The organism is Cellulophaga sp., from assembly GCF_039943695.1.
GTDB lineage: Bacteria > Bacteroidota > Bacteroidia > Flavobacteriales > Flavobacteriaceae > Cellulophaga.
Window position 1 is genome coordinate 26,332 of record NZ_JBDVAA010000014.1, and the last position, 25,245, is coordinate 51,576.

Sequence of the window (25,245 nt, forward strand, 5' to 3'; positions counted from 1 at the left end):
TAGGACAAATTTTTATAGAGTATTATAAAGTGAAAAATCACCTAATGTAATGTTAGGTGATTTTTTTATTCTGTAACTATGTGTATTAGCGTAAAGACCTACGCCAGTTTTTGTATGATTTTCTAAAGCTTCTAATCTCGGTACGTAAAAGGTTTAGGTATTCTTGTTCTTTTACACCGTGGTGTTCTAAACCATTACAATAGCTTAAGATGTTTCTGGTAATAGTATTAATAAATTTAATGCTGTGTAGTTTTGTGTGCTTACAATCGCTACGTTCTGCTTGCTCTATTTGTATAGGCAACAAAATGGCATCTGTAAGTATAGAGTTGGCCATTATATCTCTTAGGCTACTAGACTTATATAGCTGCAATAAATCTTTATTGTAGCTAAAATAAGAAGCTAGTTCTCTACTAGTGTGGCAAAGCGATAATGCTTTTTTATAAACCGGTACTGTACTAAGATTTCTATATGGCATTGTACTTACTATTATATCATAAAATTACATTCTTATTCTTATTGTTTTAATTATGAATATAAAGTGATTTTTTATATTTACTTTTGATTCTAAATATTTTAAACAATAAAGGCTTTGAATAATAAGATTGATACAATTAGCTGGAAAATTCTTAGTTACCTGCAAAAAAATGCAAGAGAATCTTTTGCAAATATTGGTAGGCAAGTAGGCTTATCTGCACCGGCAGTTGCAGAGCGAGTAAAAAAAATGGAAGACCTTGGTATTATTACAGATTACAAGGCAATGGTGTCCCATACAGAAACCGGTTACCAGTTAAAAGCAATTATTACTTTACGTGCTTTTATGGGTAAACTAAAGCCTTTTTTAGAACTGGTTGGTACTTTTGATGAGGTTATAAACTGCTACCGTATAACTGGGAACGAAAATATTATTATGGAAGTTGTACTCAGAAATCAATTTCATTTAGAGCAATTTATAGATAGATTAATACAATATGGAGAAGCACGTACACATATTATTTTGTCTGATGTAGTTTCTAATGCTCCCATTAAAAAAATTGAGGGCTAGAACACAGGTTTACTAGTAAATTTGTAATTTGCGCCTTTAAATAAAAACATCATTTTTTAGTATAGTTAAAATGCAAGCAGAAGATTTAGACGTTATTGGAAAATACTTACAGATAGCAACAGATAAAGCGGTGTTTTTTTTGCCACGTATTATTGGTGCAGGTTTAGTTATTTGGATAGGCTTTAAACTGGTTAAAAAAGTATTAAAAATGGTTGGTGTTGCCTTAGAAAAAACAGGCATTTCTAAAACACTACGCCCATTTGTATCTTCTTTAGTTGGAGTGCTACTAAAGGGTACAGCTTTATTTATAGCGGCCTCAATTGTTGGTGCAGATTTAACAGGATTAATGGCAATTTTAGCAGCTGTTGGTTTTGCTGTAGGTATGGCTTTACAAGGTAGTTTAGGAAATTTTGCCTCTGGTATTTTAATACTTACGTTAAAACCATATAAAATTGATGACTGGATTCAGCTTGAAGATAAATTTGGTAGAGTTTCTGAAATAGGAATTTTTAGTACTGATATTATTACTCCAGGAAATAAGGTATTAATTATACCTAACTCTAAAATCACAGATTCTGTTGTTACTAACTTTTCAGAAAAAGGAATGATTAGGTTAGAGCTTTTGGTAACAATGCCATACTCAGAAAGTTTTCCTAAAGTAGAAAAAATTATTATTGACGCGTTGTTAGAGCTTCCTAGCGTGTTAAAAGATCCAATTCCGGATATAGGTATACAAACTTTTGATACCCATAGCATACAGTTATTGGTTAGGCCTTTTGTGAATCCAGATGATTACTGGCCAGTTACTTTTGAGGCTAATAAGGCTATAAAAAACGCTTTTAGTAAGCACGGTATACAAGTAGCTTACTCAGAAGGTGTAGAAATGGGAGCTATAGGAGATTAATTTTTTTTTAATAAAGTATTTTCTTTTGGCTAGGTTTTTGATGCTTTATATAGAGTTAAAAACAAATATTAATAGTAATTTAGTTTTTAACATCAACTAACTAAAAACCAAAAGACTTTAGCTTGTGAAAAAATTAGTATTTCTACTGTTGGTATCTCTAAGTTTGCAGATTTCTGCTCAAGAATTAACATTAAAAAAAGGAGCTGTTGTAGACAACATAAAGGTAGGAGATTCTTTGCCGTATAGTTTTTCTCTTTTACTTCCATCAAACTTTACAGTTAATAAAAAATGGCCAGTTGTATTTATTGTAGATTATAACAATAAGGAAAAACAAGTAATACGCTTAATGGCTAATATTGCAGAGGAAAAAGGCTATGTTTTGGCTGCATCAAACAATTTAAACGATACTATTTCAATCTCTAAAAATATTTTAGCATTTTCAAAAACTTTTAATGCTGTGGTAGGAATGTTGCCTATTGATGAAAATCAAATTTATACGTCTGGTTTTAATAGAGCTGGTAGGTTGGCATCTACAATTCCTGCATTTATTTCTAATATAGATGGTGTACTGTCTTACAACTCTCCTGTTGGTAATATTGAAATTATTAACGTTAAAAAGCCTTATCAGTATATTGGTATAGTTAGTGACTATAATTTTAATTATACAGAAATGATAGCTAATAAAGAGTTGCTTAATAAGTTAAAAATTCCAAATCAGTTATTAATAGAAGAGTCTACAAATAATTGGCCTTCTACAAATAATTTGTCTAAAGCACTAGATTTATTTAAAATGTCTGCTATGGCTAAAGGTAATGTGGCTGTAGACAGTTTATTTATAAATAATAATTACAATGCTACGCTTACTACCGTTAATAAATTAGTTGCTTCTAATAAGCTTAAAAAAGCTAAAAACTTGGTAGATAGATCTATAATGGTATATAAGCCTTTTAAAAAAATAGATTCTTTAAAGGATAAAAGTAATGAATTACGTAAAAATAAAATTTTTAAGTCATTAAAGCGTGCAGAAAATAATGTGTGGTTTAAAGAACAGAATTTAAAAAATGATTATGCATATTATATAGAAGAAGATGCGTACACTTATAATTTTAATAACCTTGGTTGGTGGGCACATCAGGTAGAAGAGATTCAGAAATTTAAAAGCGGCACAAACCAGGAGCAGCAAAAAATGGGACACAGGTTGCAGGGGTATTTAAATGCATTAACAGATGACTATATAGACAATGCTTTAGCTGTAGAAAATATAGATTTTGATTCGTTAAGTTTCTTGTATATGTTAAAAACCATAGTAGCACCTAAAAATTATGAATCTTACCTAAAAATAATATCTTTAAGTGCTAGGAATGATGATTTTGGGACATCGTTATTTTACTTGGAAGAATTACTTAAAAATGGGTATACTGATGCAGATAAACTTTATAATTTAGAGTCTACCACATTGTTAAAACTTACACCAGAGTACAACCAGCTAATTGAAAAGTACCTTAAAAAAGGACGATTTATTCTTGAGGAAGAATAAGGTGCGGTACTTTGTTTACTTCCCAGTCAATAACCAAGCCACCAGCTAATGACTGTGCTACCTTTTTACCGTATAGATATTCACATAGGTAAAGAGCGGCTTCAAAACTTTTGGCTCCACCAGCCGAGGTAATATATTTTTTATCGTGTACAAATAATACATTGTCTGCAACTTTTAAATTAGGAAACGTTTTTTTGTATAGCGCAATATCACTAGGAAAGGTGGTTGAGGTTACATTATCTAAAACACCAGCTTTTGCAAGTACAAAAGCACCATCGCAATGCGATGTTATAAATAGAGCTTCCTTATTCACTTTTTTTACAAAATTAAGCATCTGGGTGTCTTTTAAATCAGAATCTAAATGATGCTCTGCGCTTGGTACAACCAATATATCTATTTTAGGTAGTTTATCTTCAATATAATTGTAGTCTGGTAAAATACGTACACCTTCAAACGTAGTTATTGGCTCTAAGGTGTTAGCAACTGTAAAAACATTCATCGCTTTAATATTTTCTCTAAACTTAGTATGCTGAAAAATATCAAAAGGAGCTGTAAACTCAGTATTAAAAGTGCCATCCATAATTAAAAAAGCAACGTTGTAACGTGTAGAATCTAGCTCAGGATAAAATCGTTCTTCAGTAATATTTTCAATAATTACTTCTGTTTCTGTAGTTTCTTTTTTCTTATCTGTACAGGCAAAAGCAAGACTAACTAGTGTTGCTAATATTATATAATTTAGTTTTTTCATTTGTTTGTAATTGTTATTTGTTTTAAAATTAAAAGCAACACCACGCCAAGTACAGCTATTCCTGTAATAGTATTCCAGGTAAATATATAACCATTATTTGCAATAGAGTGCATACCAAAGTTATGAGCAAAAATATGCGAAATAGAAAAAGCAATACTGTACAAAGCCATATATTCTCCTTGTTTACCACGTTTAGAGCGCTCCATAGCAATAGCATTAGAAAACGGAAAAGCTATCATTTCTCCTAAGGTCATTAGCAACATTCCAATAACTAAAATTCCTACCCAAGAGAAAATATTAAGTAGTATAAAGCTTAGTCCAACTAATATTAAACCAAAAATAACATAACTAGCCTTAGAGTATTTAAGTTTTTCTAGATATTTAATAAGTGGCATTTCAAAAGCAAATATTAAAAAGCCATTCATTGCTAGTAGTAGTCCAATTTTAAACTCACTAAGTTTATATACATCACTATAATATACAGGTACGGTAGAAAAATATTGTACAAAGCAAAAGCCAAATAATACCATAGAAGCAATAAATACCCAGTAATAACCGTCTAAATAGGCAGATTTTGGACTTTCGTTTTTAGTGCTATCCATAACCCGTGCTTTTTTAGGATTTAAAACAACAAGTAATAAAATACTAGCCAGTACGCACGTTAAACCATCTACCCAAAAAAGACCAATGTAGCCTAAAGATGTAATTATAATACCACCTAAAGCAGGCCCAGCAGAAAAACCAAGGTTAATAGCAAGTCTAATAAGCGTAACAGATCTTGTTTTGTTTTCTGGTTTACTGTAGGCAATTAAAGCAACAAAAGCTGCAGGTCTAAAACAATCTGCAACAATCATAAGCACAAAAATACCAGCACAAATACTGTAGTAATCGTGTAAAAATTGTAGTCCAATAAATAAAATACCACTGGTAAATAAGCTAAAAAGCATTACTTTATAATACCCAAATTTATCTGTAAGTGTGCCGCCAAGCCAAGACCCAATTAATGATCCTGCGCCAAAGCAAGACATAACCACGCCAACATTTTCTAAGGTTAAACCAACATCATTTTTTAAATAAAGTGATAAAAACGGAATAACCATTGTTCCGGCTCTGTTTATAAGCGTGATAAGTGCTAGCCACCATACTTCTGTAGATAAACCCTTAAAAGAGTCTATGTAGTTTGCGTAAAGTTTTTTCATTTTGGTTGGAATAAAAAAAGCCTGGCGAAAATTTATCGCCAGGCTTGTTAGTAATATAATATGTTTATTTCAATATTAAATACAGCAGCGCTGGCACCTTTGTAAGGTACAGATAGCAACAGATTTATATATTGAAAGTATTTGCATTTTCTTTTATTGAAAAACAAAGCTAAGTAAAAAAGTAATAAGTTGTACTTTTGTTATATTAATTTAATGTGATCTAATGAGGTATTCTATATTTTTATTTTTAATGGTGTTATTAAGTTGCAATGGGCAAAAAAAATACCACACTAATGAGGTTGAAGAAAAAATAGCGGCAGCAAAATCTGATAAGCTAAAAAGTATTTTAGAGTATCATAAGGAGTTAAATGATGAGTATAAAGATGCTAAAACATCACCATTACCTAACAAATACAGAAAAAATTTTGAAGGGTTAGAGTTTTTTGAGCCAGATACAAATTATATTGTAAAAGCAAGATTAGAATTAGTTTTAGGAGCACAATCTTTTTTAATGCCAACTACAACAAATCAAAATCAAGAGTATAAATTGTACGGTAGATTATTTTTTACTTTAAACGGTAAAGATTTGCAATTAGAGGTGTATCAAAATCAACAATTAATAAAGCAAAAAAAGTACAAAGATCATTTGTTTTTGCCTTTTTTAGATAATACAAACGGTAAAGAAACGTATGGAGGAGGTAGGTATATAGAGTTATCTGAGCCAGATGAAGATTTTATTATGATAGATTTTAATAGAGCCTACAACCCATATTGTGCTTATAGCAAAAAGTATTCTTGTCCTGTTGTACCTATGGTTAACACTTTAGATACAGAAGTTAGAGCAGGTGTAAAAGCATTTAAAAAAGAGGAATAAAAAAGAAGAAAAAAAAAGAAGAAAGCCCAGCGCACATACTGGACTTTCTTCAACAACCAAACTATAAACTAAACTTAATTTTTTTAAAAAGAATAAATTGCAGCAATTAAAAAGGTAGATAAGCTTTTTGATGGATCTCCGTCGTTATCTAAAAACGGCTCGTCGTTACTCCAAGCATCTAACCTAACTTCTGGCTTAATTGTTAAATCTTCAACAGTAAAGCTGCCAGTTAAAGTAGTTGCAAAAACACTAGCTTCATCGTCTAAACCATCAACTAACTCAGTAAAATACTCACCTCTTAATCCAAAAGTTGCAGTCTCAGAAGCTTTAATCTGTGGGTATAAGGCAACACCAGCAAAACCATTACCATCATTGTCTGCATACGCACCGTTAATACCTAAGTAAAAACTATCAGATAAATCAAATCCACCAGTATAGTCAATTTCAAAACCTAGGTTAGCTTTATCATCATAATATAAATTTAAGTACTGGCCAGCATACCCTAATTGCGCACCTAATGCGTACTTACTAGTTAAATTATTATCTACATCTGTTACGTTCATTACAGCAAGCATAAGACTAAAGTCATCAGACAATGTAAAATCTGCTTTTAAACCAGTATGAGAAAAAGGTCCACTTGAAAATAGGTGAGATGTACTGTAGTTAAAGTTACCTACAGGAGAAATAACCTCGTAACCTAAATACGTATTAAAACGACCCATTGTTAACTTTGTTCCTTCGCTTACATTCCAATATGCGTACAATTGGTTAACATTTAAACCTGTAATAGCTTGCTCACCTCTTGGGCCAAATACAAGGTCTGCTACAGCTCCTGTTTTTTCACCCTCATAACTAGCAATAATATTAGCCATACCTAGTGCAAAACCAGTTTCATTAGCAAAGGAGGTTAAAGGAGCTATTGGTTCACCTTCAGATGCTTTATCATCTGCAGTTAAATTTGTTCTAAAATACGCATCTACAGATCCGCTAATTTCTAATTTTTTATCTTCTTCTTCCTGAGCAAAAATTAATGCAGAGGATAACATAACTATTGAAAATGATATTTTTTTTAAGTAATTTGTTGTCGTATTCAATTTCATATTAAATAAATTATAAACCCTTTAATATTAGGGGTTTGTTAGTGATTTTGTTTTGTGTTATTGAAACATTTTATGACGGAGCGTTCTGCCAAACGCTCCGTTTTTGTTTCTGTTGATTATTTTTCAGTTGTTGTAAACTCAGGATATACTTCAATATCGTGTTCATGAACATCTAAACCTTCTAATTCTTCTTGTTTAGAAACTCTTAAACCAATAGTTTTCTTTAGTATAAAAAGTATAACAAATGTTGTTCCTGCAGCCCATAAAATGTAAGCTAAAGAACCATATGTTTGCACTAGTAGTAAGCTAGCTCCACCACCGTTTAATAGTCCGCCATCTAGGGCAAAAACACCTACTAAAACGGTACCTATAAAGCCACATACACCGTGTACAGATATTGCACCTACTGGATCATCAATTTTTAATTTTCTATCTATAAATTCAATAGAAAGTACAACTGCTATACCACAGATAAGACCTATAGCTAATGCTCCCCATGCGTTTACGGCACCACAACCAGCAGTAATACCTACTAAACCAGCTAAAGCACCGTTTAATGTCATAGATATGTCTGGTTTTCCGTACTTAATCCAAGTAAAGAAAAGAGCTGCAACTGCGCCAATAGCAGCGGCTAGGTTTGTATTTATAATAACACTTCCTGCAGCAATAGTGTTGTCTCCACCCCAAGCTAATTGAGATCCGCCATTAAAGCCAAACCATCCTAACCATAAGATAAATACACCTAAAGCACCAAGAATCATATTGTGTCCTGGTATAACATTTACTTTTCCGTTTTCATATTTTCCTATACGTGGGCCAACTAATATAGCTGCAACTAAAGCAGCGCCACCACCAACGGCGTGTACTACAGAAGAACCAGCAAAATCTACAAAGCCAGCTACATTTAACCAAGCATTATCGTCAAAAGGCCAGTACCAGCTACCAGAAATAGGATATATAATAGTTGTTAATATTGCAGAGAATATTAAGTATGTAGAAAATTTAGTACGTCCAGCTATAGCTCCAGATACAATTGTGGCAGCTGTTGCGCAGAAAACTGTCTGAAAAAATAGATTGTACCAATCTGTTGCAGAAAAGAAAAAGTATCCTTGTTCTGTTGGACTTGTTCTAAAGAATCCGCCTAAAACAGTATCACTACCGTACATAATACCGTAACCAACTGCCCAAAACATAATAGATCCTACGCAAAGGTCCATAATGTTTTTCATTATAATGTTACCAGAGTTTTTACTACGCGTAAAACCAACCTCTACTAATGTAAAGCCAGCCTGCATAAAAAATACTAGTATTGCTGCGATTATTATCCATAATGCACCCATATCACTATTGATGCTCTCAACAGCTTTAGTTAGTGCTTCTTGTTGTTCGTTAATCATAATCTTAAATTTTAATAGTGTCTTTGGTTTGGTTAGTTTATTCCTGCGTGCCCGTTTTCTTTAGTTCTTATACGGTATGCATCAATAATTTCAGATACAAATATTTTGCCGTCACCTACATTGCCTGTGTAAGCAGCATCTAAAATTGTGTTTACAGTTTTTTCTAAAAATTCGTCTGAAACTATAATAGATAAGTATCTTCTTTGGATATCAGTTGTGCTGTAAGATATACCTCTGTAGACGTGTCCCTGCTTTTCATTTCCAACTCCTGTAACATCCCAGTAGCTAAAAAAGTTTACTTCAATTTGGTGTAACGCTTTTTTTACATCATCAAATTGAGATTTTCTAATAATTGCTTCAATTTTTTTCATATCGTTTAGTTAATTACAGGGTAAATGTATTTAATTATGTATTACCCCTATTAAATTAATAGGGTTGAAATTAAATTTTTATGATATAAATAAAATAACCCCCACTTTAAATGGGGGTAATGTAATTATTATTTAATTTTTTGTTAAAATGATATTTAGATAATGAATAATTTGAGCACAAAGGGGTGTTTAATAGCAAAAATGCTACTATTGGGTGTTAATAATAGAAATAATATTATTTTTTTAAGAAGTATTATAAGGATTTAGAAATCCAGAAGCCCGCTATTACGGCAAATATGCCAATAGTAATACTTAATAAGGTGTATAGTGCAAAATGTAAAAAGTCACCACTCTTTAATAAAGTTTGATTTTCAAATGCAAATGTAGAAAATGTAGTGAAGCCTCCGCAAAAACCTGTAGCTAAAAGTAACGCTTGGTTTTCTGTAAGGTAATTGCCTTTTAGAGTTAAGCCTATAATAAGACCAATAAGTAAGCTACCAATTATATTAACTAAAAAAGTTCCTAAGAAATAGGGTTGAAATGAATTATTTAGTGTTTTGCTTATAAGAAAACGCAAAACACTTCCTGCTCCTCCGCCCAAAAAAACAAGTAATAACTGTTTCATACCTTACAAAGGTAAAAAACTATATTGCTTTTTTGTATTTTGTAGAGATTATATTAAGTGGGTATACTTTAGCAGTGTTTTCTGCTGTAGTTTTACTAATAGATTTTTTTGTTTTAGAGCTATTACGATTAACGCTAAACACTAGAAGTAAGGCATTTATAGCCACTAGGATAAATAAGATGTTAAGGAAAATAGTCATTAGGCAGGTTTTTTTATCAGTACAACGCAAAAATACGTGTTTTCTTACACTATAACGAAGAAAGTCTATTTTTTGTTGTGTGTTGCTTGATTTTTGTTATGAATGGTAAAAAAACGTTAATTTTTTAGAAATTGCTTAATAATAAACAAGGAGATTATGAAGATAATAAATGTAATTGCTACCCATTTTACACCAGAATAATTTTTTAAATGCAATTTTTTGTCCTTTTTATATGTAATTACAATAATAACAGTAAAAACAATTACAAAAAGAGCAGCAAATATATATTGTCCGGTGGTAAACATATTTCTATTTTTGTGCAAAACTAACGTAAAATAATACAAATGAAAAATAAACTTAAAGCAGTAGAGTTATTTCATAAATCTTTTGGAGCAGGAGTTTCTGAAGAATTAAAATCAGATCTAGGAGAGCAAAAGAACTTATTGCGTTTTAACCTTATGGATGAGGAAAATAAGGAGTATTTAGAAGCTGCCAATAATAAAGATATGGTAGAGGTTGCTGATGCTTTAGGTGATATGTTATATATTTTATGTGGTACAATATTGGAGCACGGTATGCAGTATAAAATTGAAGAGGTCTTTGATGAGATACAACGTAGCAATATGAGTAAGCTTGGTGCAGATGGTAAACCAGTGTATAGAGAAGATGGTAAAATATTAAAGGGGCCAAACTATTTTAAACCAAGTATAGAAGCTATTCTTAAAAAATAAAAAAAGTGCCTAATTAGGCACTTTTTTATATTATATAGGTTGGTAATAAGATTATTCAACCTTAAAACGCCATCCAAATTTATCTTCAGCTTTATTGTATTGTATGCTAGTGATACTATCTTTTAATAAAGTAGCATAACTATCGTCAACAGTAGGTAGCATATAATCTGTATCTCTAAAGCCAAAACCAGCAATAGGAGAAATAACAGCTGCAGTACCTGCACCAAACATTTCTTTTAAGCTACCATCTTTTGCGGCATCTACTAATTCTTGTACTTTAATTTTACGAACCTCAGTTTTTATACCTTGGTCTTCAGCTATTTTTAAAATACTTTTACGGGTAATACCATCTAAAATACGGTCACTAGTTGGGCACGTTAATAAAGTATCATTAATACGTACAAAAACGTTCATTGCACCTGCCTCTTCAATATACTCGTGTGTATTATCATCTGTCCAAATAACTTGTTGGTATCCTTTGTCTTGTGCTAATTTAGTTGGGTAGAACTGGCCAGCATAGTTACCACCAGCTTTTGCAAAACCAACACCACCGTTTGCAGATCTAGAATATTTTTCTTCTATAAGTACTTTTACTTCTCCAGAAAAATAAGAACCAGAAGGTGCACCACAGATTATAAATTTATATTCATCTGCAGGAGATGCATGAAAACCATTACCAGTTGCAAACATAAAAGGTCTAATGTATAAAGAACTTCCAGCAGATTGCGGAATCCAATCACTATCAGTCTTTAATAGTGCTTTTAACCCTTCCATAAAGTAATTTTCTGGAATTTCAGGAATAGCTAATCTTTTTGCAGATAAGTTTAAACGTTTATGATTATCTAAAGGACGAAACATCCAAATAGCATCTTGCTCATCTTTATATGCTTTCATTCCTTCAAAAATAGATTGTCCGTAATGGAAAATCTTAGAAGATGGATCTAAAGATATTGGCTGGTAAGGAACAACCTTTGGAGCTTCCCAAGCACCATTTTTATAATCGCAGACCAACATATGATCCATATAAATACTTCCAAACGAAAGATTATCAAAATCAACATCGTTTATTTTACTGTTTTTAGTCTTTTCTACACTAATTTGATTTGTAGTAACATCCATAGTATTCATAATTTAAGATCATAAAATTAATCAATTATCAGTACTAGTGCTTCTTTTTTAGATTAAAATTGTTCAAATTTGCATTCTATCACTAAATTTTATCAGATATGAAAAGTTTTAACATTTTGCTTGTAGTAATTTTATTGTTTATGTCTTGCAAGGAGGCAAAAAAAGAAACAGTAGTTCAGGAACCTGAGCAAAAAATAGAAGAATTAGCATCTTTTGGAGAAAAAATAACAGTAGATAACGCTAAGGTAACCAAAGAAATGGCAGTTGTTTATCATAATTTAGCAGTTGCAGACACGGTAACAACTAAGTTTAAGGGTAAGGTATTAGATGTTTGTCAGTCTAAAGGGTGTTGGATGAAATTAGATTTAGGAGATGGTGAACAAGCAATGGTAAAATTTAAAGACTATGGTTTTTTTATGCCTAAAGATATTACAGGTAAAGAAGTTGTAATAAACGGAAAAGCTTTTATAGAGCAAATGTCTGTAGACGAACAGCAGCATTATGCAGAAGATGGTGGTGCAACTAAAGAAGAAATAGCGCAAATTACTGAGCCTAAAAAAACCTACAGGTTTGAGGCAGATGGTGTGCTTTTAAAAGAATAAATATTTGAAACGTAAAATAATAACAACAGGTGATGGTTCTAAAACCATACAAATAGAGGATTGGAACGAGCAGTACCACTCTATACACGGAGCGGTGCAAGAAGCTTATCACGTATTTATAAAACACGGCTTATCTTTATTTAAAGATGAGCCTGTTTCTATTTTAGAAATTGGTTTTGGTACAGGATTAAATGCTATAATTACAGCGTTAGAGGCTTTTAAAAGTAATTTAACTATTAATTACACTGGTGTAGAGGCTTATCCTGTTTCGTTAGAAGAAGTATCGCAATTAAATTATATAGAGCAGTTAAATGCTAAAGAATCTGCAGATGTATTTGCTAAAATGCATAAAGTAGAATGGGAGGTAAGTAATACTATTTTGCCAAATTTTCAGCTTTTAAAGAGAAAACAAGATTTTTTAGAGATTACAGATAAAGCTACTTATAATCTTATTTATTTTGATGCTTTTGGCGCTAGGGTTCAGCCAGAACTTTGGACAGAGACTGTTTTTAAAATAATGTACAATGCGTTAAAAACTAACGGAGTGTTGGTAACATACGCAGCAAAAGGTAGTGTTAGGCGCGCTATGTTGGCAGTTGGTTTTAAGGTAGAACGCTTGCCAGGACCTCCAGGAAAAAGAGAAATGTTAAGAGCAACTAAGTCATAAGTAGTTTTTTACAATAAACTTTAGTGACATTTTGACATTTTTAAAGAAATGGCAGTACTTTTGCCATCTTAAAATCCAAGACATTAAACGTTAGCATATAATGAGTAAAAAAGATAAAGCTGAAGAAGTAGCACAAGAAGAAAAAATAAACAAAGCTGCTGAAGAAGTTAAGGAAAATGCAGAAGCTCCTGTTGAAGAAACAGTAGAGTTGTCTGTAGAAGAACAATTGCAACAAGACTTAGCAAAAGAAAAAGATAAGTTTTTACGTTTGTTTGCTGAGTTTGAAAACTATAAAAAGAGAACGTCTAAAGAGCGTATGGACTTGTTTAAAACAGCAGGTCAAGAAGTTATAGTATCAATGCTTCCAGTTATGGATGATTTTGACAGAGCAATGAAAGAAATTTCTAAGTCTGAAGATAAAGAGCTAGTTACTGGTGTAGAGCTAATACAAAATAAATTTACAGAAACTTTAAAGGGTAAAGGTTTATTGGAGATAGAAGTTGCGCAAGGTGATGCATTTAATGCAGATGTGCACGAGGCTATTACTCAAATTCCTGCTCCGGATGAAAAGTTAAAAGGTAAAATTATAGACGTAATAGAGAAAGGATTTACGTTAGGAGATAAAATTATTCGTCACCCAAAAGTAGTTGTTGGGAACTAAAAATAAGAAATGAAAGAAGATTTTTACAGCATATTAGGCATCACTAAAAATGCAACTGCAGCAGAAATAAAAAAGGCATACCGTAAAAAAGCAATAGAATTTCACCCAGATAAAAATCCTGGTGATGCTAAGGCAGAGGAGATGTTTAAAACAGCAGCAGAAGCATATGAAATTTTAAGTGACCCTGATAAAAAAGCAAGATATGATCAATACGGTCACGCTGCCTTTGAAGGTGGTGCTGGCGGTGGCGGTGGCGGCTTTGGCGGCATGAATATGGATGATATCTTTAGTCAGTTTGGAGATATCTTTGGCGGTGGCGGCTTTGGTGGTGGCTTCGGCGGCGGTTTTGGCGGTGGCCAACGTAGAGTAAAAGGTTCTAATCTTAGAATTAGAGTTAAGCTTACTTTAGAGGAGATTGCTAATGGCGTAGAAAAAAAGGTCAAAGTTAAACGCAAAGTGCAAGCAGACGGTGTTACTTATAATACTTGTACTACTTGTAATGGCTCTGGGCAGGTTACTAAAATTGCAAATACAATTTTAGGAAGAATGCAAACTTCTGCTACTTGTAGCACTTGTGGTGGTAGTGGTCAAATTATAGATAAAAAACCAGCAGGTGCAGATGCACAAGGTTTAATAGCTAAAGAAGAAACTGTATCTATTAAAATACCAGGTGGTGTAGAAGATGGTATGCAGTTAAAGGTGCCAGGAAAAGGAAACAGTGCACCAGGTAATGGTGTTAACGGTGATCTAATAGTACTTATAGAGACAGAGGAGCACAATACTTTAAAAAGAGAAGGTGATAACTTGCATTATGATTTATATATAAGTATTTCTGAAGCAGTTTTAGGTACTTCTAAAGAAATTGATGCTGTTGGCGGAAAAGTACGTATTAAGCTAGAAGAAGGTATACAGTCTGGCAAAATATTACGTTTAAGAGGTAAGGGTATTACAAGCTTAAATGGTTATGGTAGCGGAGATCTTTTAGTGCACGTAAATGTGTGGACACCAAAAGAACTTAACAAAGAACAAAGAGAGTTTTTTGAGCGTATGGCTGGCAATGAGAATTTTGCTCCACACCCAGAAAAATCTGATAAATCTTTCTTTGAGAAAGTTAAAGATATGTTCTCTTAAAGAGCAAAGAGTATTGAGCAGTGCTTGTCACTGCTCATTTTTTTTCCCATCCTTATGTAAATAAGGGTGGGTTTTATTTTTATATGCTACCATTTATCTATCTTTGGAAAAATTGTGAAAATGAGTACTATTTTGGCGGCAAAAGGTGTTTCTAAAAAATTTGGAGACCATACAGCCCTAAACAATGTTTCCTTAGAAATTCCTAAGAATTGTATATATGGTCTACTTGGACCTAATGGCGCAGGAAAAACTACGCTAATACGTATTATAAATCAAATTACTTTTCCAGATACTGGTGCTGTTTTTTTTGATGGCGAACCCTTAAAACCAGAGCATATAGCAACTATTGGCTATTTGCCAGAGGAAAGAGGTTTGTATAAAAGTATGAAGGTTGGTGAACAGGCTTTGTATTTGGCACAGTTAAAAGGCTTATCTAAGGCAGAAGCTACAAAACGACTTAAATATTGGTTTGATAGGTTAGATATAGGAGATTGGTGGAATAAGAAAGTGCAGGAGTTATCTAAAGGTATGGCACAAAAAATACAGTTTGTTGTAACTGTACTTCATCAACCTAAATTATTAATTTTTGATGAGCCTTTTAGTGGTTTTGATCCTATAAATGCTAATATAATAAAGGATGAAATTCTTCACTTAAAAGAAGAAGGTGCTTCAATAATATTTTCTACTCACCGTATGGAATCTGTAGAAGAATTGTGCGAGTACATAGCACTTATTCATCAATCAGAAAAAATACTAGACGGAAAATTATCAGACATTAAAAAAGAGTATAAAAACAATATTTTTAATGTAGGGTTGCAAGTATCTGAGCAGAATGATGTTTTAAAGAAGTTGGAAGAAAAACATAAAATATGGACACCATCTTATAATGAGCAAGATGAGCAGTTAGATTTTAAAATACAATTGCCTTCTAATGATACAGGTGCATTGTTAGGGTATTTATCAGAAAAAGGAAAAGTAAACCACTTTGTAGAAACAATACCGTCTGCAAACGATATTTTTATACAAACCGTAAAAAGCAAAACAAAGTAGTGGGTAAATTAAGCTTAATTATAAAAAGAGAGTATTTAGCTAAAGTAAAAAATAAGTCGTTTATAATAATGACTTTTTTAAGTCCTATTTTAATGGTAGGTATGGTTGCTTTGGTCTTGTATTTAGCAATGCTAAATGATAGTGATAAAAGAGTTATTACTGTATTAAATGAGAGTAGTTTTTATGCAGATGATTTCATAAATACAGAAAGCACATCTGTAGTGCGTTTTAAAAATATAAGTTTAGAGCAGGCTAAAGATTCTACAGAGCAACTTGGTTACTATGGTTTGGTTTTTATACCAAATGGTAAAACTTTAGAAGATGTGGCAAAATCTTCATATTTTTTCTCTAAAGAATCTCCTACAGATGGTTTTTTAGAGGATTTAGAAGATATTTTTCAATATAGATTAAAGCAAAAAAGATTAGAGAGTTTAGGGGTTTCAGAACAACAGTATAGTTCTATTAGCAAAAACTTTTCTATACATACGGCTACATTTCAAGGAAAAGAAAATTTAAAAGGATTAAACGAGCTTAACGCTATAATTGGTGGTGGTTTTGGCTATTTAATAATGATGTTTATTATAATCTACGGTAGTTTTGTAATGCGTAGTGTAATAGAAGAAAAAACAAGTAGGGTAATAGAAGTTATTATTTCATCGGTTAAGCCTTTTCAGTTAATGATGGGTAAAATAATAGGAACATCTTTGGCGGGGGTAACTCAGTTTGTGATATGGGTAGTATCTGGTTCTATTTTATTTTTAATTGTATTTTTAATTTTTGATTTAGATATGACTGCCTTGCAAAATGGTAGTTCTAGTTTACCGCAAGCACAAGCTATGAAAATGGCAAGTGGAGGTATGGAGGATAACATACAACAATATGCCGAAATGTTTTTGCAAATACCTTGGGTATCTTTGTTTAGCTTTTTCTTGGTATATTTTGTTTTAGGGTATTTAATTTATAGTTCTATATATGCGGCAATAGGTGCTGCTGTAGATAATGAAACGGATACGCAACAGTTTATGTTACCTGTAATATCACCACTAATGTTAGCTATTTATGTTGGTTTTATTTCGGTTTTTAGTAACCCTCATGGGCCAGTGGCAGTTGGGTTTTCTTTATTTCCGTTAACGTCTCCAATAGTAATGTTAATGCGTTTATCTTCTGGTATAGGAGAAGGTGGTGTGCCAGTTTGGCAATTGGTAGTTTCTGTTTTGTTATTAATAATTACCTTTTTATCTATTGTGTGGTTGGCAGCAAAAATATATAGAATAGGTATTTTAATGTATGGTAAAAAGCCAAGTTATAAAGATTTATATAAGTGGTTAAAATATTAATATGGAAGAGTTAAAAAATATTCTTAAATACTTAAAAGACTTAATGTCTTACAAGTTGGTAGATGGTGATAAAGTAGTTATTACGGTAAGTACTTTGGTTACTATTGTGGTGGCTATTTTGGCTGTTACCTATATTTTAAAACTCATACATAGAATAGTTGTTGCTAAATTACCGCAAGACGATAAAAATAAGTTTTTAAGTATATTTAATTTTTTAAAGTACTTTTTGTACATCCTAGCAGTAATAACTGTTTTGCACTCTTCTGGTGTAGATTTAACTGTTTTGCTTACTGCATCTGCCGCTTTATTTGTTGGTTTAGGTTTTGCACTGCAATACCTTTTTCAGGATATAATTTCTGGAATTTTAATTATTTTAGATCAATCTTTACATATAGGAGATATTATAGAGGTAGAGGGTAAAGTTGGTAGAGTTTTTGAAACTAGATTAAGAACAACAAGGGCTTTAACCAGGGATGACAAGGTAATTGTTATACCTAACCATAAATTTTTAACAGATAGTATTTACAACTATACTCAAAACCATAAAACTACAAGAGAAAATGTAAAAATAGGTGTTGCGTATGGTAGTGATGTAGAATTGGTGTCTAAGTTGTTATTAGAGATTATAGATGGTAAAAAAGGAATTCTAAAAAATCCTGCACCTTTTGTACTATTTGAAGATTTTGGAGATTCTGCACTTATGTTTTCTGTGAATTATTATACTAATGATAGTTACGGCGACCCTAGAATTAAAAGTGATTTACGTTTTTTAATAGACGCGGCTTTTAGAAAAAATAATATTTCAATCCCTTTTCCACAAAGAGATATACATATTATTAATAAATAATTTAGTTGATATTTACGTATACATTAGTGTCTTATATGAAGAAGCTTTTATGGGTTTGTATATTTCTAATAGTACAATGTGCTTTATCACAAAGCTCAGATATTGTAAGGTTAGAGTATACTACTTTGCCAAAAAAAGAGTCCTCTAGAAGTATTTCTAGATTTAGATTCTTAGCAAATTTACCTATTAAATTAAATGATGAAAATTACATAATTACTGGAGCAGAATATGGTATCATAGACTTTGCAAACGATAGTATTTATGAGTTTGATGATAAGGAGTTAGAGAAATTAAGAATTGTAGATCTTAATTTGGGTTATGCACATATTTTAAATGAAAAATGGACTCTTATTGGTTTGCTAACACCAAGGTTGGCTTCTAATTTTATTAACGGAGTGCAGAAGGAAGATTTTAATTTAAATTATTCTGTGCTTGCTATAAAGGCAGATATGAAAAAGGAAAAACCTACTCGTTTAATACTGGGCTTGTCTTATAATAATGCAACAGGTTTTGATGTTCCTTTACCAATAATAAGTTACTATAAAAAATTTCATCCTAATTGGTCTTATATGGTTGGTGTTCCTAGAATGGAGTTTAAATATCATTTAAAACAGCACCACACATTTAAAGCGGCATTATTATTGGATGGTTATTTTGTAAATGTGCAAAATGATATTGCTTTGCCAGATAATGATTTAGGCTCTGGTTTGTCTTTATCTGTTGTGGTAGGTGCTTTTGGTTACCAATATAATATTAATAAAAACATTTCTTTTTATTGTTTAGCAGGTCACACTTTGTCTCAAAGGGGTTTGTTAAGAGATGAAGAAAGAAAAAGTGTATATTCGTTATATGACGATGGTAATGTATATTTTAAAACAGGATTTAAAATAGGAATTTTTTAAAACACGTATATGTCAAAAATACTAGTAATAGAAGACGAAGCTGCAATACGCAGAGTTTTGGTAAAAATTTTATCGGAGGAGAGTGATACCTATAATGTTGAAGAGGCAGAAGACGGTTTAAAAGGTATAGATGCTATTAAAAAAAACGATTATGATTTAGTTTTGTGTGATATTAAAATGCCTAAAATGGATGGCGTAGAGGTATTAGAGGCTGCACGTAAATTAAAGCCAGAATTAGCTTTTATTATGATATCTGGTCACGGAGATTTAGATACAGCTGTAAATACAATGCGTTTAGGTGCTTTTGATTATATATCTAAACCGCCAGATTTAAATAGGTTGTTAACTACGGTACGTAATGCATTAGATCGTAAAGATTTAGTGGTAGAAAATACCAAGTTAAAAAAGAAAGTAAGTAAAAACTACCAAATGGTAGGGGAGAGTGATGGCATAGCTTTAATTAAAGATATGATAGAGAAAGTAGCCCCTACAGATGCGCGTGTTTTAATTACAGGGTCTAACGGTACAGGTAAAGAATTGGTTGCGCATTGGTTGCACGAAAAAAGTCCACGTAGCAAAGCGCCATTTATAGAAGTAAATTGTGCTGCAATACCATCAGAATTAATAGAGAGTGAACTTTTTGGTCACGTAAAAGGAGCGTTTACATCTGCTGTAAAAGATAGGGCAGGTAAGTTTGAAGCAGCAAATAAGGGAACTATTTTTTTAGATGAAATAGGAGATATGAGTTTGTCTGCGCAAGCTAAAGTATTGCGTGCCTTGCAAGAAAGTAAAATATCTAGAGTAGGTACAGATAAAGATATAAAGGTTGATGTTAGAGTAGTAGCAGCTACAAACAAAGATTTAAAAAAGGAAATAGCAGATGGTAACTTTAGAGAAGATTTATACCATAGACTGGCGGTAATACTTATTAAAGTACCTGCTTTAAATGATAGGAGAGATGATATTCCTTTATTAATAGCCTACTTTGCAGATAAGATTAGCAAAGAGCAAGGAACTACTAAAAAAGTGTTTTCAGACAAAGCAATTTCATTATTGAAGAGTTATGACTGGACAGGTAATATTAGAGAGTTGCGTAATGTGGTAGAACGTTTAATTATTTTAGGCGGAAAAGAGGTAACAGAGGAAGATGTAAAATTATTTGCTAGTAAGTAATAATAGTTTTAATAAATACAAAAAAGCCTAGATTTTAAATCTAGGCTTTTTTGTATTTATAGGTTTATGAGTATTACATCACTTTGCTTCCTAGGTATTTTTGTACTTCGTAAACATCTATGCTTTTATTAAATTTTTTACTTACAGATGGGAGGTTTTCACTAGAAATCCAAATTTTTAATTCGGCATCTAAATCAAAAGTGCCAGCTGTTTCTAAAGAAAATCTAGAAATGCTTTTGTATGGCATAGATTTATATTCTGCTTTGCTGCCAGTAAGTCCTTGTACGTCTATTAATATTAAGCGTTTGTTGGTAAACATAAAAGTGTCTCTTACTAATTTAAAGCCTAATTCTACTTGTTCACCGTCTATTAGAAGTCTTCCGTATTTTTCATTAAGTTTATCTACAGATACCTCACTAGCGTTACCAAGTATTTTATTAAATAATCCCATTGTTTGCTTAAGGTTTAGTTTGCTTCTTCAGTTTTGTTCTCGTCTTTGTTAAGCAACTTTGCAGATACTTTGTAATCTGCAGTATATATCATTTTTGGTGTTGCCTTTTTTAAATCAAAATAAGCTCTTTTGTACCATTTGGCATCGGTAGCTTTTTTTCTGTAATCTTCATTGGTTTTAGTTGTGCCAAATTCTTCATTTATATATGGTTTAATAGCGTGTATTCCAATACCAAAGTATTCTATACGCTCTAAAACCATTGCAAAATCTAACTCAGAGAAATAAAAGTTTTCTTCAGAGTCAAACCCAGTATTTAAATTTTTAAGATCTGTAAAAACGTTCTTCTGTAAAAATTCTAATTTAGTCATAGTTAATCTAAGGTGTATGTATTTTTTAAACAGTAATTTTTATACTGTTATTTTTTTCTGTTTAGTACTTTATATTCTTCGTAGCAACCGCTAATAGCGTCTAAAATTTGTAGGTCGTTGGCAGTTTGTATAAAAGATTTAGAGTAGTTACAGTTGTTTAAAATGTCTTCAATATCTACTTTTTCTAATTGAAGTAATTCTGTTAGTGTTTCTCTATCAAACTTTGCTGCTAGCAAATCTCTAATACGGTCATCTTCTTTAATTTGACGAAGTTTACGCATTTGTGCAGGTTTTTTTCCAAATAAATTACGGAGTAAATCTGCTGGGTTTAATATTGCGCCAAGTACTTTTGTAACTGCACTTGGGTTTTTATTACCAGCTTCATAACCTGTGTTTAGTCCAGATATTGCGTATTGGTAAGAGTCATTTAAACTCACGTTTTTGGCATCTATCTCTAAAAAACCTGTTAGTTGGTATGGTTTAACAACAACTTCTTCTAAAGCAAATGCTAGTTCTGTTAAGGTAATTTCTGTATCCTTAAATTTAAGCATATCGTTAGTTACTTTAATTTTTTGAGATTTAAAACCAAGATACGTTAAGTAAAGTGTGTCGTTAGCAACTGCGGGTATTGTAAACTTACCATCTTGATCTGTAATAGTACCTTTTACTTGGTTTAGGTTTACAATGTGCACGCTAGGCATAGGTTCGTCTGTCTGCGAATTTATAATTGTTGCAGAAAACTCATTTTTGTTTTCTTTAGCTTTTTTGTCTTGAGAAAATCCAATAAATGTAACTAAGCTAAAAATAAGTAGGATGTATTTGTTCATAAAAAGGTGGTGTCATTTATCTTCTACTAAAAAGTCTAAGATATTAAAGTTTATCTCTTTAGCTGTGGTGTAAGGGTTAAATTTTTGATTTAAGTTGGTAAATAAACAAAAAAAATACGCCGAAGCGTATTTTTTAGTATTCTATTAACTTAAAAAGACTAGTATCTTCTTTTGCTTTTTTTGTTTCCGTATCCTCCACCGCTATCGCGACTTCCTCTACTGTCTTTGCTACGAGAACGACCTCTGTCTCCACCGCCGCTTCTATTATCTCTTCCTCCACGAGAAGAAGAACGACCTCTGTCGCCACCGCGTCCACCACGATCTCTTCCTCCTCTGCGGCCTCCGCCACCACCAGGGTTGTTAGATATTTCTACGTTAACAAATCTTCCGTCAACTTTAAATTCAGTAAACGTTGCTAATACTTTTTCAGAGTGTTCTGCATCTGTATTAAAGAAAGAGAAACTTTCTTTAACATCTACTTTAAACACATCTTCTTTACCAAGACCAACAGTTTCTTTTAAGAAATCTTTTAATGTCATCCAATCGTAATCATCACGCTCACCAACATTAATAAAGTAACGTACAGAACCACTTGTAGGTATTTCTGCTTTATTTCTTCCGCGTTCATCACGATCTCCTCTTTCTCCACGGTCAGAGCCATTTAAGTCTCTAGTTTTATTGTAGTAGTCAAAGAAACGAGTAAACTCTACAGAAACAATCTTCTTAATAAGATCCTCTTTATCTAAACCTTCTAATATTTCATTAATGGCAGGTAAGTAACTTTCTACTTCCTCATTAATCTTAGTATCTTTAATTTTATTGGCTAAATGGTGCAATTGAATTTCACAAATCTCCATTCCTGTTGGAATCTTTTTTGATAAAAATTCAGTTTGTAGCTTTCTTTCTAAGGCTTTTATTTTACGTAACTCACTACGAGTTACAATAACCATAGATACACCAGATTTACCAGCTCTACCAGTACGCCCACTACGGTGAGTGTATGTTTCTATTTCATCTGGTAATTGATAGTTTATTACGTGTGTAATATCATCTACATCTATACCACGTGCAGCAACATCTGTTGCAACAAGCATTTGTATTTGTTTTTTACGGAAAGCGTTCATTACCAAATCTCTTTGGTTTTGACTTAAATCTCCGTGTAAAGCACCAGCATTGTAACCGTCTTCAATTAATTTTTCGGCAACCCTTTGTGTATCTCTCTTAGTTCTACAAAAAACAACAGAGAAAATATCAGGATTGGTATCTGCTAATCTTTTTAACGCAGGGTATCTATCTCTACCGCCAACAACATAATACTCATGTTGTACTGTAGTTGCACCTGCATTTTTAGATCCCACTGTAATTTCTTGTGGGTTGTGCATAAATTTTTTAGCAATGGTAGAAACTTCTCTTGGCATAGTTGCAGAGAATAACCACGTAAATTTTTCATCTGGAGTGTTAGATAAAATGTCTTTAATGTCTTCATAGAAGCCCATGTTTAACATCTCATCCGCTTCATCTAATACACAGTAATCTAATTTAGAAATGTTAACCATACCACGGCTAATCATATCTTTTATTCTACCAGGAGTAGCAACAACAATTTGTGCTCCTCTTCTAATTTGGTTTGCTTGGTCTGTAATACTAGCACCACCGTAAATTGCAACTACATTAAGTCCTTTTTCGTATTTAGAATACGCTTTAAGCTCATTTGTAATTTGTAAACAAAGTTCACGTGTTGGTGAAAGTATTAATCCTTGAGTAGTTCTGCTACTAGAATCAATTTTCTGAATTAACGGAAAACCAAAAGCTGCAGTTTTACCAGTACCTGTTTGTGCTAATGCTACAAGGTCTGTGTCTTCATTTAAAAGGATTGGAATTGCTTTTTCTTGTACTTCTGAAGGTGATTCAAACCCAAGATCTACAATAGCATCAAGTAGGGACTTGTCTAGCCCTAATGCTTCAAATTTTGTCATAATATGTTATTCTTAATCGCAAATATGTATGTTACATAGAGCGTTTATCATATTATAACTCAGAGTAACACATGCTATACCAGCGGCGTTTTTAATAAAGTGCAAAAGTACTCTAAATATTTTGAATAACCATACAACATAGATAATACTTGTTTTTATGGTGCAAGACTATAACCATATACAGACATAACAACACCAATAACACCAAAAATTATCATTAAAACTACTAATGATTTTTGCAACTTAGGATTGTCATAAATTATGATGCAGACGGCACCTAAAACAATACTTATTTGAAAAAAAAGAACACCAAAATCAAACTTACGAGTGGCAATATCATATTTATTAGCAAGTACTTTCCACTCGTTAATACCAGTTATTACGCCCATTTTGCCATCTAAGTCTTGTGTCCACTCTTTTTTTTCTATATTTTTTGATCCAATTAAAATCTCGTGTTTCTCTGCTTTGTATTTTTCAATTTTAGCTTTCGTTTTTTCAATTTTATTGTAAACAAAATCTCTTTTTTCTTCTGCTATTGCATTTGTATAAAGCAGTGCTTCAAGATTGTCTAATTCACTTTCTTTTAAACTCTCTTTTATGCTTTTAGACTGATACCAGCTAGAATAATTGACCAATTTATTGTGAGCAATCATCATTTCTTCCTCTAATTCGCCGTTTACTAATTGAGAAATAGCCATAAGTGCAGCAAAAAATGCAATAAGTACACCGCCATATGCTTCGGCACGTTCAGATGCTACTGAAACTTCTACGGTTTGCTTAGGCATTTTTGTATCCTTTTAAAAAAGTAATTAATTGTTGTGTTGCTTTAGCTCTATGGCTTATTTGGTTTTTTGTACTAAGTGGTAGCTCTGCAAAAGTAAGGTTGTAGTTCTCTGGGGTAAAAATAGGATCGTATCCAAAACCATCTTTACCTTGTTTGCTTTTAGTTATTTTACCGTTTACAACGCCTGTAAATATATGCTGTTCCCCGTTTAAATTTAATGCAATAGCAGTTTTAAAATGTGCAGTTCTATTGTTACTATCACCTAAATTGTATAGTAATTTGTTCATATTATCTTCTGCACTTTTTTGTTCACCAGCGTAACGAGCAGTGTAAATACCAGGTTCGCCGTTTAAAGCATCTACTAGTAAGCCAGTATCATCAGAAAAACAAGGTAAGTTATATTTTTCTGTAACATAATTTGCTTTTTGTTTGGCATTACCTTCTATGGTATCTGCGGTTTCAGGAATATCATCAAAACAACCAATATCTGTTAAAGAAACCAGTGTAATGTTTTTAGGAACAAGAGCCTCTACCTCTTTAAACTTGTTAGTGTTATGCGTTGCAAATACTATTTTCATTGGTGATGCTTATTTGTTTTTTGTAATTCTTTAGGT

28 protein-coding genes are annotated in these 25,245 nt (G+C 32.2%); 14 read left to right on the forward strand and 14 right to left on the reverse strand.

Translation table 11 applies throughout. The features are described from left to right. Positions 1-85: 85 nt before the first annotated feature. Positions 86-475 carry a hypothetical protein gene (locus ABJD66_RS01285; RefSeq protein ID WP_100895299.1) on the reverse strand — a complete coding sequence of 130 codons (390 nt, stop codon included), beginning with the start codon at positions 473-475 and terminating at the stop codon, positions 86-88. A 114-nt stretch (positions 476-589) separates the two neighbouring features. Between ABJD66_RS01285 and ABJD66_RS01290 the strand changes: the two genes are divergently transcribed. The 3 genes from ABJD66_RS01290 (at position 590) to ABJD66_RS01300 (ending at position 3,483) form a co-directional block, all read left to right on the forward strand. Beyond that, the gene (locus ABJD66_RS01290) at positions 590-1,042 is read left to right on the forward strand and encodes an Lrp/AsnC family transcriptional regulator (RefSeq protein WP_303545388.1); all 453 of its coding nucleotides are present in this window, start codon (positions 590-592) and stop codon (positions 1,040-1,042) included. Positions 1,043-1,112: 70 nt separating this feature from the next. After that, the gene (locus ABJD66_RS01295) at positions 1,113-1,946 is read left to right on the forward strand and encodes a mechanosensitive ion channel family protein (RefSeq protein WP_100895301.1); all 834 of its coding nucleotides are present in this window, start codon (positions 1,113-1,115) and stop codon (positions 1,944-1,946) included. Between the two features lie 124 nt (positions 1,947-2,070). After that, complete coding sequence (locus ABJD66_RS01300) at positions 2,071-3,483, forward strand: alpha/beta hydrolase (RefSeq protein ID WP_348127351.1); 1,413 nt, start codon at positions 2,071-2,073, stop codon at positions 3,481-3,483. Here the strand turns inward: ABJD66_RS01300 and ABJD66_RS01305 are convergent. Together ABJD66_RS01305 and ABJD66_RS01310 are read right to left on the reverse strand one after the other, a co-directional pair. Continuing rightward, entirely contained in the window at positions 3,464-4,231 is a 768-nt protein-coding gene (locus ABJD66_RS01305) for a DJ-1/PfpI family protein (RefSeq protein WP_348127354.1), read from the reverse strand. The genes ABJD66_RS01300 and ABJD66_RS01305 overlap by 20 nt on opposite strands. Continuing rightward, on the reverse strand, positions 4,228-5,430 hold the full coding sequence (locus ABJD66_RS01310; RefSeq protein WP_348127357.1) for an MFS transporter: 1,203 nt from the start codon (positions 5,428-5,430) through the stop codon (positions 4,228-4,230). The genes ABJD66_RS01305 and ABJD66_RS01310 overlap by 4 nt, the downstream gene beginning before the upstream one ends. 223 nt (positions 5,431-5,653) lie before the next feature. Here ABJD66_RS01310 and ABJD66_RS01315 point away from each other — a divergent pair, with 223 nt between their 5' ends. Next, on the forward strand, positions 5,654-6,304 hold the full coding sequence (locus ABJD66_RS01315) for a DUF1684 domain-containing protein (RefSeq protein ID WP_348127359.1): 651 nt from the start codon (positions 5,654-5,656) through the stop codon (positions 6,302-6,304). 83 nt (positions 6,305-6,387) lie between these two features. On the opposite strand, the gene ABJD66_RS01320 is transcribed toward ABJD66_RS01315, so the two are convergent. The 4 genes from ABJD66_RS01320 to crcB form a co-directional block, all read right to left on the reverse strand. Further along, positions 6,388-7,404 (reverse strand): outer membrane beta-barrel protein, encoded by a 1,017-nt coding sequence (locus ABJD66_RS01320; protein ID WP_348127362.1) that lies wholly within the window; start codon positions 7,402-7,404, stop codon positions 6,388-6,390. A gap of 116 nt (positions 7,405-7,520) precedes the next feature. Then, positions 7,521-8,801 (reverse strand): ammonium transporter, encoded by a 1,281-nt coding sequence (locus ABJD66_RS01325; RefSeq protein WP_198519421.1) that lies wholly within the window; start codon positions 8,799-8,801, stop codon positions 7,521-7,523. Positions 8,802-8,833: 32 nt separating this feature from the next. Then, complete coding sequence (locus ABJD66_RS01330) at positions 8,834-9,172, reverse strand: P-II family nitrogen regulator (protein ID WP_100895307.1); 339 nt, start codon at positions 9,170-9,172, stop codon at positions 8,834-8,836. A gap of 253 nt (positions 9,173-9,425) precedes the next feature. Beyond that, positions 9,426-9,797, reverse strand: coding sequence for a fluoride efflux transporter CrcB (gene crcB, locus ABJD66_RS01335; RefSeq protein ID WP_100895308.1), 372 nt, complete (start codon positions 9,795-9,797; stop codon positions 9,426-9,428). 543 nt (positions 9,798-10,340) lie between these two features. Between crcB and ABJD66_RS01340 the strand changes: the two genes are divergently transcribed. Continuing rightward, the gene (locus ABJD66_RS01340; protein ID WP_100895311.1) at positions 10,341-10,727 is read left to right on the forward strand and encodes a nucleoside triphosphate pyrophosphohydrolase family protein; all 387 of its coding nucleotides are present in this window, start codon (positions 10,341-10,343) and stop codon (positions 10,725-10,727) included. A gap of 51 nt (positions 10,728-10,778) precedes the next feature. Here ABJD66_RS01340 and ABJD66_RS01345 read toward each other — a convergent pair whose 3' ends face one another. Next, positions 10,779-11,846, reverse strand: a complete 1,068-nt coding sequence (locus ABJD66_RS01345; RefSeq protein WP_303545478.1) for a branched-chain amino acid aminotransferase — start codon at positions 11,844-11,846, stop codon at positions 10,779-10,781. A gap of 107 nt (positions 11,847-11,953) precedes the next feature. Between ABJD66_RS01345 and ABJD66_RS01350 the strand changes: the two genes are divergently transcribed. The 9 genes from ABJD66_RS01350 (at position 11,954) to ABJD66_RS01390 (ending at position 20,225) form a co-directional block, all read left to right on the forward strand. Next, positions 11,954-12,457 carry a DUF4920 domain-containing protein gene (locus tag ABJD66_RS01350; RefSeq protein ID WP_348127368.1) on the forward strand — a complete coding sequence of 168 codons (504 nt, stop codon included), beginning with the start codon at positions 11,954-11,956 and terminating at the stop codon, positions 12,455-12,457. A gap of 4 nt (positions 12,458-12,461) precedes the next feature. Then, on the forward strand, positions 12,462-13,124 hold the full coding sequence (mnmD, locus tag ABJD66_RS01355; RefSeq protein WP_348127371.1) for a tRNA (5-methylaminomethyl-2-thiouridine)(34)-methyltransferase MnmD: 663 nt from the start codon (positions 12,462-12,464) through the stop codon (positions 13,122-13,124). 100 nt (positions 13,125-13,224) lie between these two features. After that, positions 13,225-13,785, forward strand: a complete 561-nt coding sequence (locus ABJD66_RS01360) for a nucleotide exchange factor GrpE (RefSeq protein WP_100895315.1) — start codon at positions 13,225-13,227, stop codon at positions 13,783-13,785. Between the two features lie 9 nt (positions 13,786-13,794). Beyond that, positions 13,795-14,916: a molecular chaperone DnaJ gene (dnaJ, locus tag ABJD66_RS01365; protein WP_348127374.1), complete on the forward strand. Its 1,122-nt coding sequence runs from the start codon at positions 13,795-13,797 to the stop codon at positions 14,914-14,916. Between the two features lie 120 nt (positions 14,917-15,036). Continuing rightward, positions 15,037-15,966 carry an ATP-binding cassette domain-containing protein gene (locus ABJD66_RS01370; RefSeq protein ID WP_303545423.1) on the forward strand — a complete coding sequence of 310 codons (930 nt, stop codon included), beginning with the start codon at positions 15,037-15,039 and terminating at the stop codon, positions 15,964-15,966. Then, positions 15,966-17,303 (forward strand): ABC transporter permease, encoded by a 1,338-nt coding sequence (locus tag ABJD66_RS01375; RefSeq protein WP_348127379.1) that lies wholly within the window; start codon positions 15,966-15,968, stop codon positions 17,301-17,303. Before ABJD66_RS01370 ends, ABJD66_RS01375 begins: the two co-directional genes overlap by 1 nt. Before the next feature lies 1 nt (position 17,304). Continuing rightward, positions 17,305-18,150 carry a mechanosensitive ion channel domain-containing protein gene (locus ABJD66_RS01380; protein ID WP_100895319.1) on the forward strand — a complete coding sequence of 282 codons (846 nt, stop codon included), beginning with the start codon at positions 17,305-17,307 and terminating at the stop codon, positions 18,148-18,150. A 35-nt stretch (positions 18,151-18,185) separates the two neighbouring features. Then, the gene (locus ABJD66_RS01385) at positions 18,186-19,052 is read left to right on the forward strand and encodes a DUF6268 family outer membrane beta-barrel protein (RefSeq protein WP_348127383.1); all 867 of its coding nucleotides are present in this window, start codon (positions 18,186-18,188) and stop codon (positions 19,050-19,052) included. Between the two features lie 9 nt (positions 19,053-19,061). After that, positions 19,062-20,225: a sigma-54 dependent transcriptional regulator gene (locus tag ABJD66_RS01390; protein WP_100895321.1), complete on the forward strand. Its 1,164-nt coding sequence runs from the start codon at positions 19,062-19,064 to the stop codon at positions 20,223-20,225. Positions 20,226-20,298: 73 nt separating this feature from the next. On the opposite strand, the gene ABJD66_RS01395 is transcribed toward ABJD66_RS01390, so the two are convergent. The 6 genes from ABJD66_RS01395 to ABJD66_RS01420 all read right to left on the reverse strand — a co-directional run bounded on the left by ABJD66_RS01395 (position 20,299) and on the right by ABJD66_RS01420 (position 25,209). Then, entirely contained in the window at positions 20,299-20,676 is a 378-nt protein-coding gene (locus ABJD66_RS01395) for a PH domain-containing protein (RefSeq protein WP_100895322.1), read from the reverse strand. A gap of 14 nt (positions 20,677-20,690) precedes the next feature. After that, complete coding sequence (locus tag ABJD66_RS01400) at positions 20,691-21,044, reverse strand: hypothetical protein (RefSeq protein WP_100895323.1); 354 nt, start codon at positions 21,042-21,044, stop codon at positions 20,691-20,693. A 47-nt stretch (positions 21,045-21,091) separates the two neighbouring features. Beyond that, positions 21,092-21,871, reverse strand: a complete 780-nt coding sequence (locus ABJD66_RS01405) for a carboxypeptidase-like regulatory domain-containing protein (RefSeq protein WP_348127388.1) — start codon at positions 21,869-21,871, stop codon at positions 21,092-21,094. A gap of 158 nt (positions 21,872-22,029) precedes the next feature. Further along, positions 22,030-23,847 (reverse strand): DEAD/DEAH box helicase, encoded by a 1,818-nt coding sequence (locus ABJD66_RS01410; protein ID WP_100895325.1) that lies wholly within the window; start codon positions 23,845-23,847, stop codon positions 22,030-22,032. Between the two features lie 155 nt (positions 23,848-24,002). Then, positions 24,003-24,632: a DUF4337 domain-containing protein gene (locus ABJD66_RS01415; RefSeq protein ID WP_303545437.1), complete on the reverse strand. Its 630-nt coding sequence runs from the start codon at positions 24,630-24,632 to the stop codon at positions 24,003-24,005. After that, on the reverse strand, positions 24,625-25,209 hold the full coding sequence (locus ABJD66_RS01420) for a non-canonical purine NTP diphosphatase (protein ID WP_348127392.1): 585 nt from the start codon (positions 25,207-25,209) through the stop codon (positions 24,625-24,627). Before ABJD66_RS01420 ends, ABJD66_RS01415 begins: the two co-directional genes overlap by 8 nt. Between the last annotated feature and the right edge of the window lie 36 nt (positions 25,210-25,245).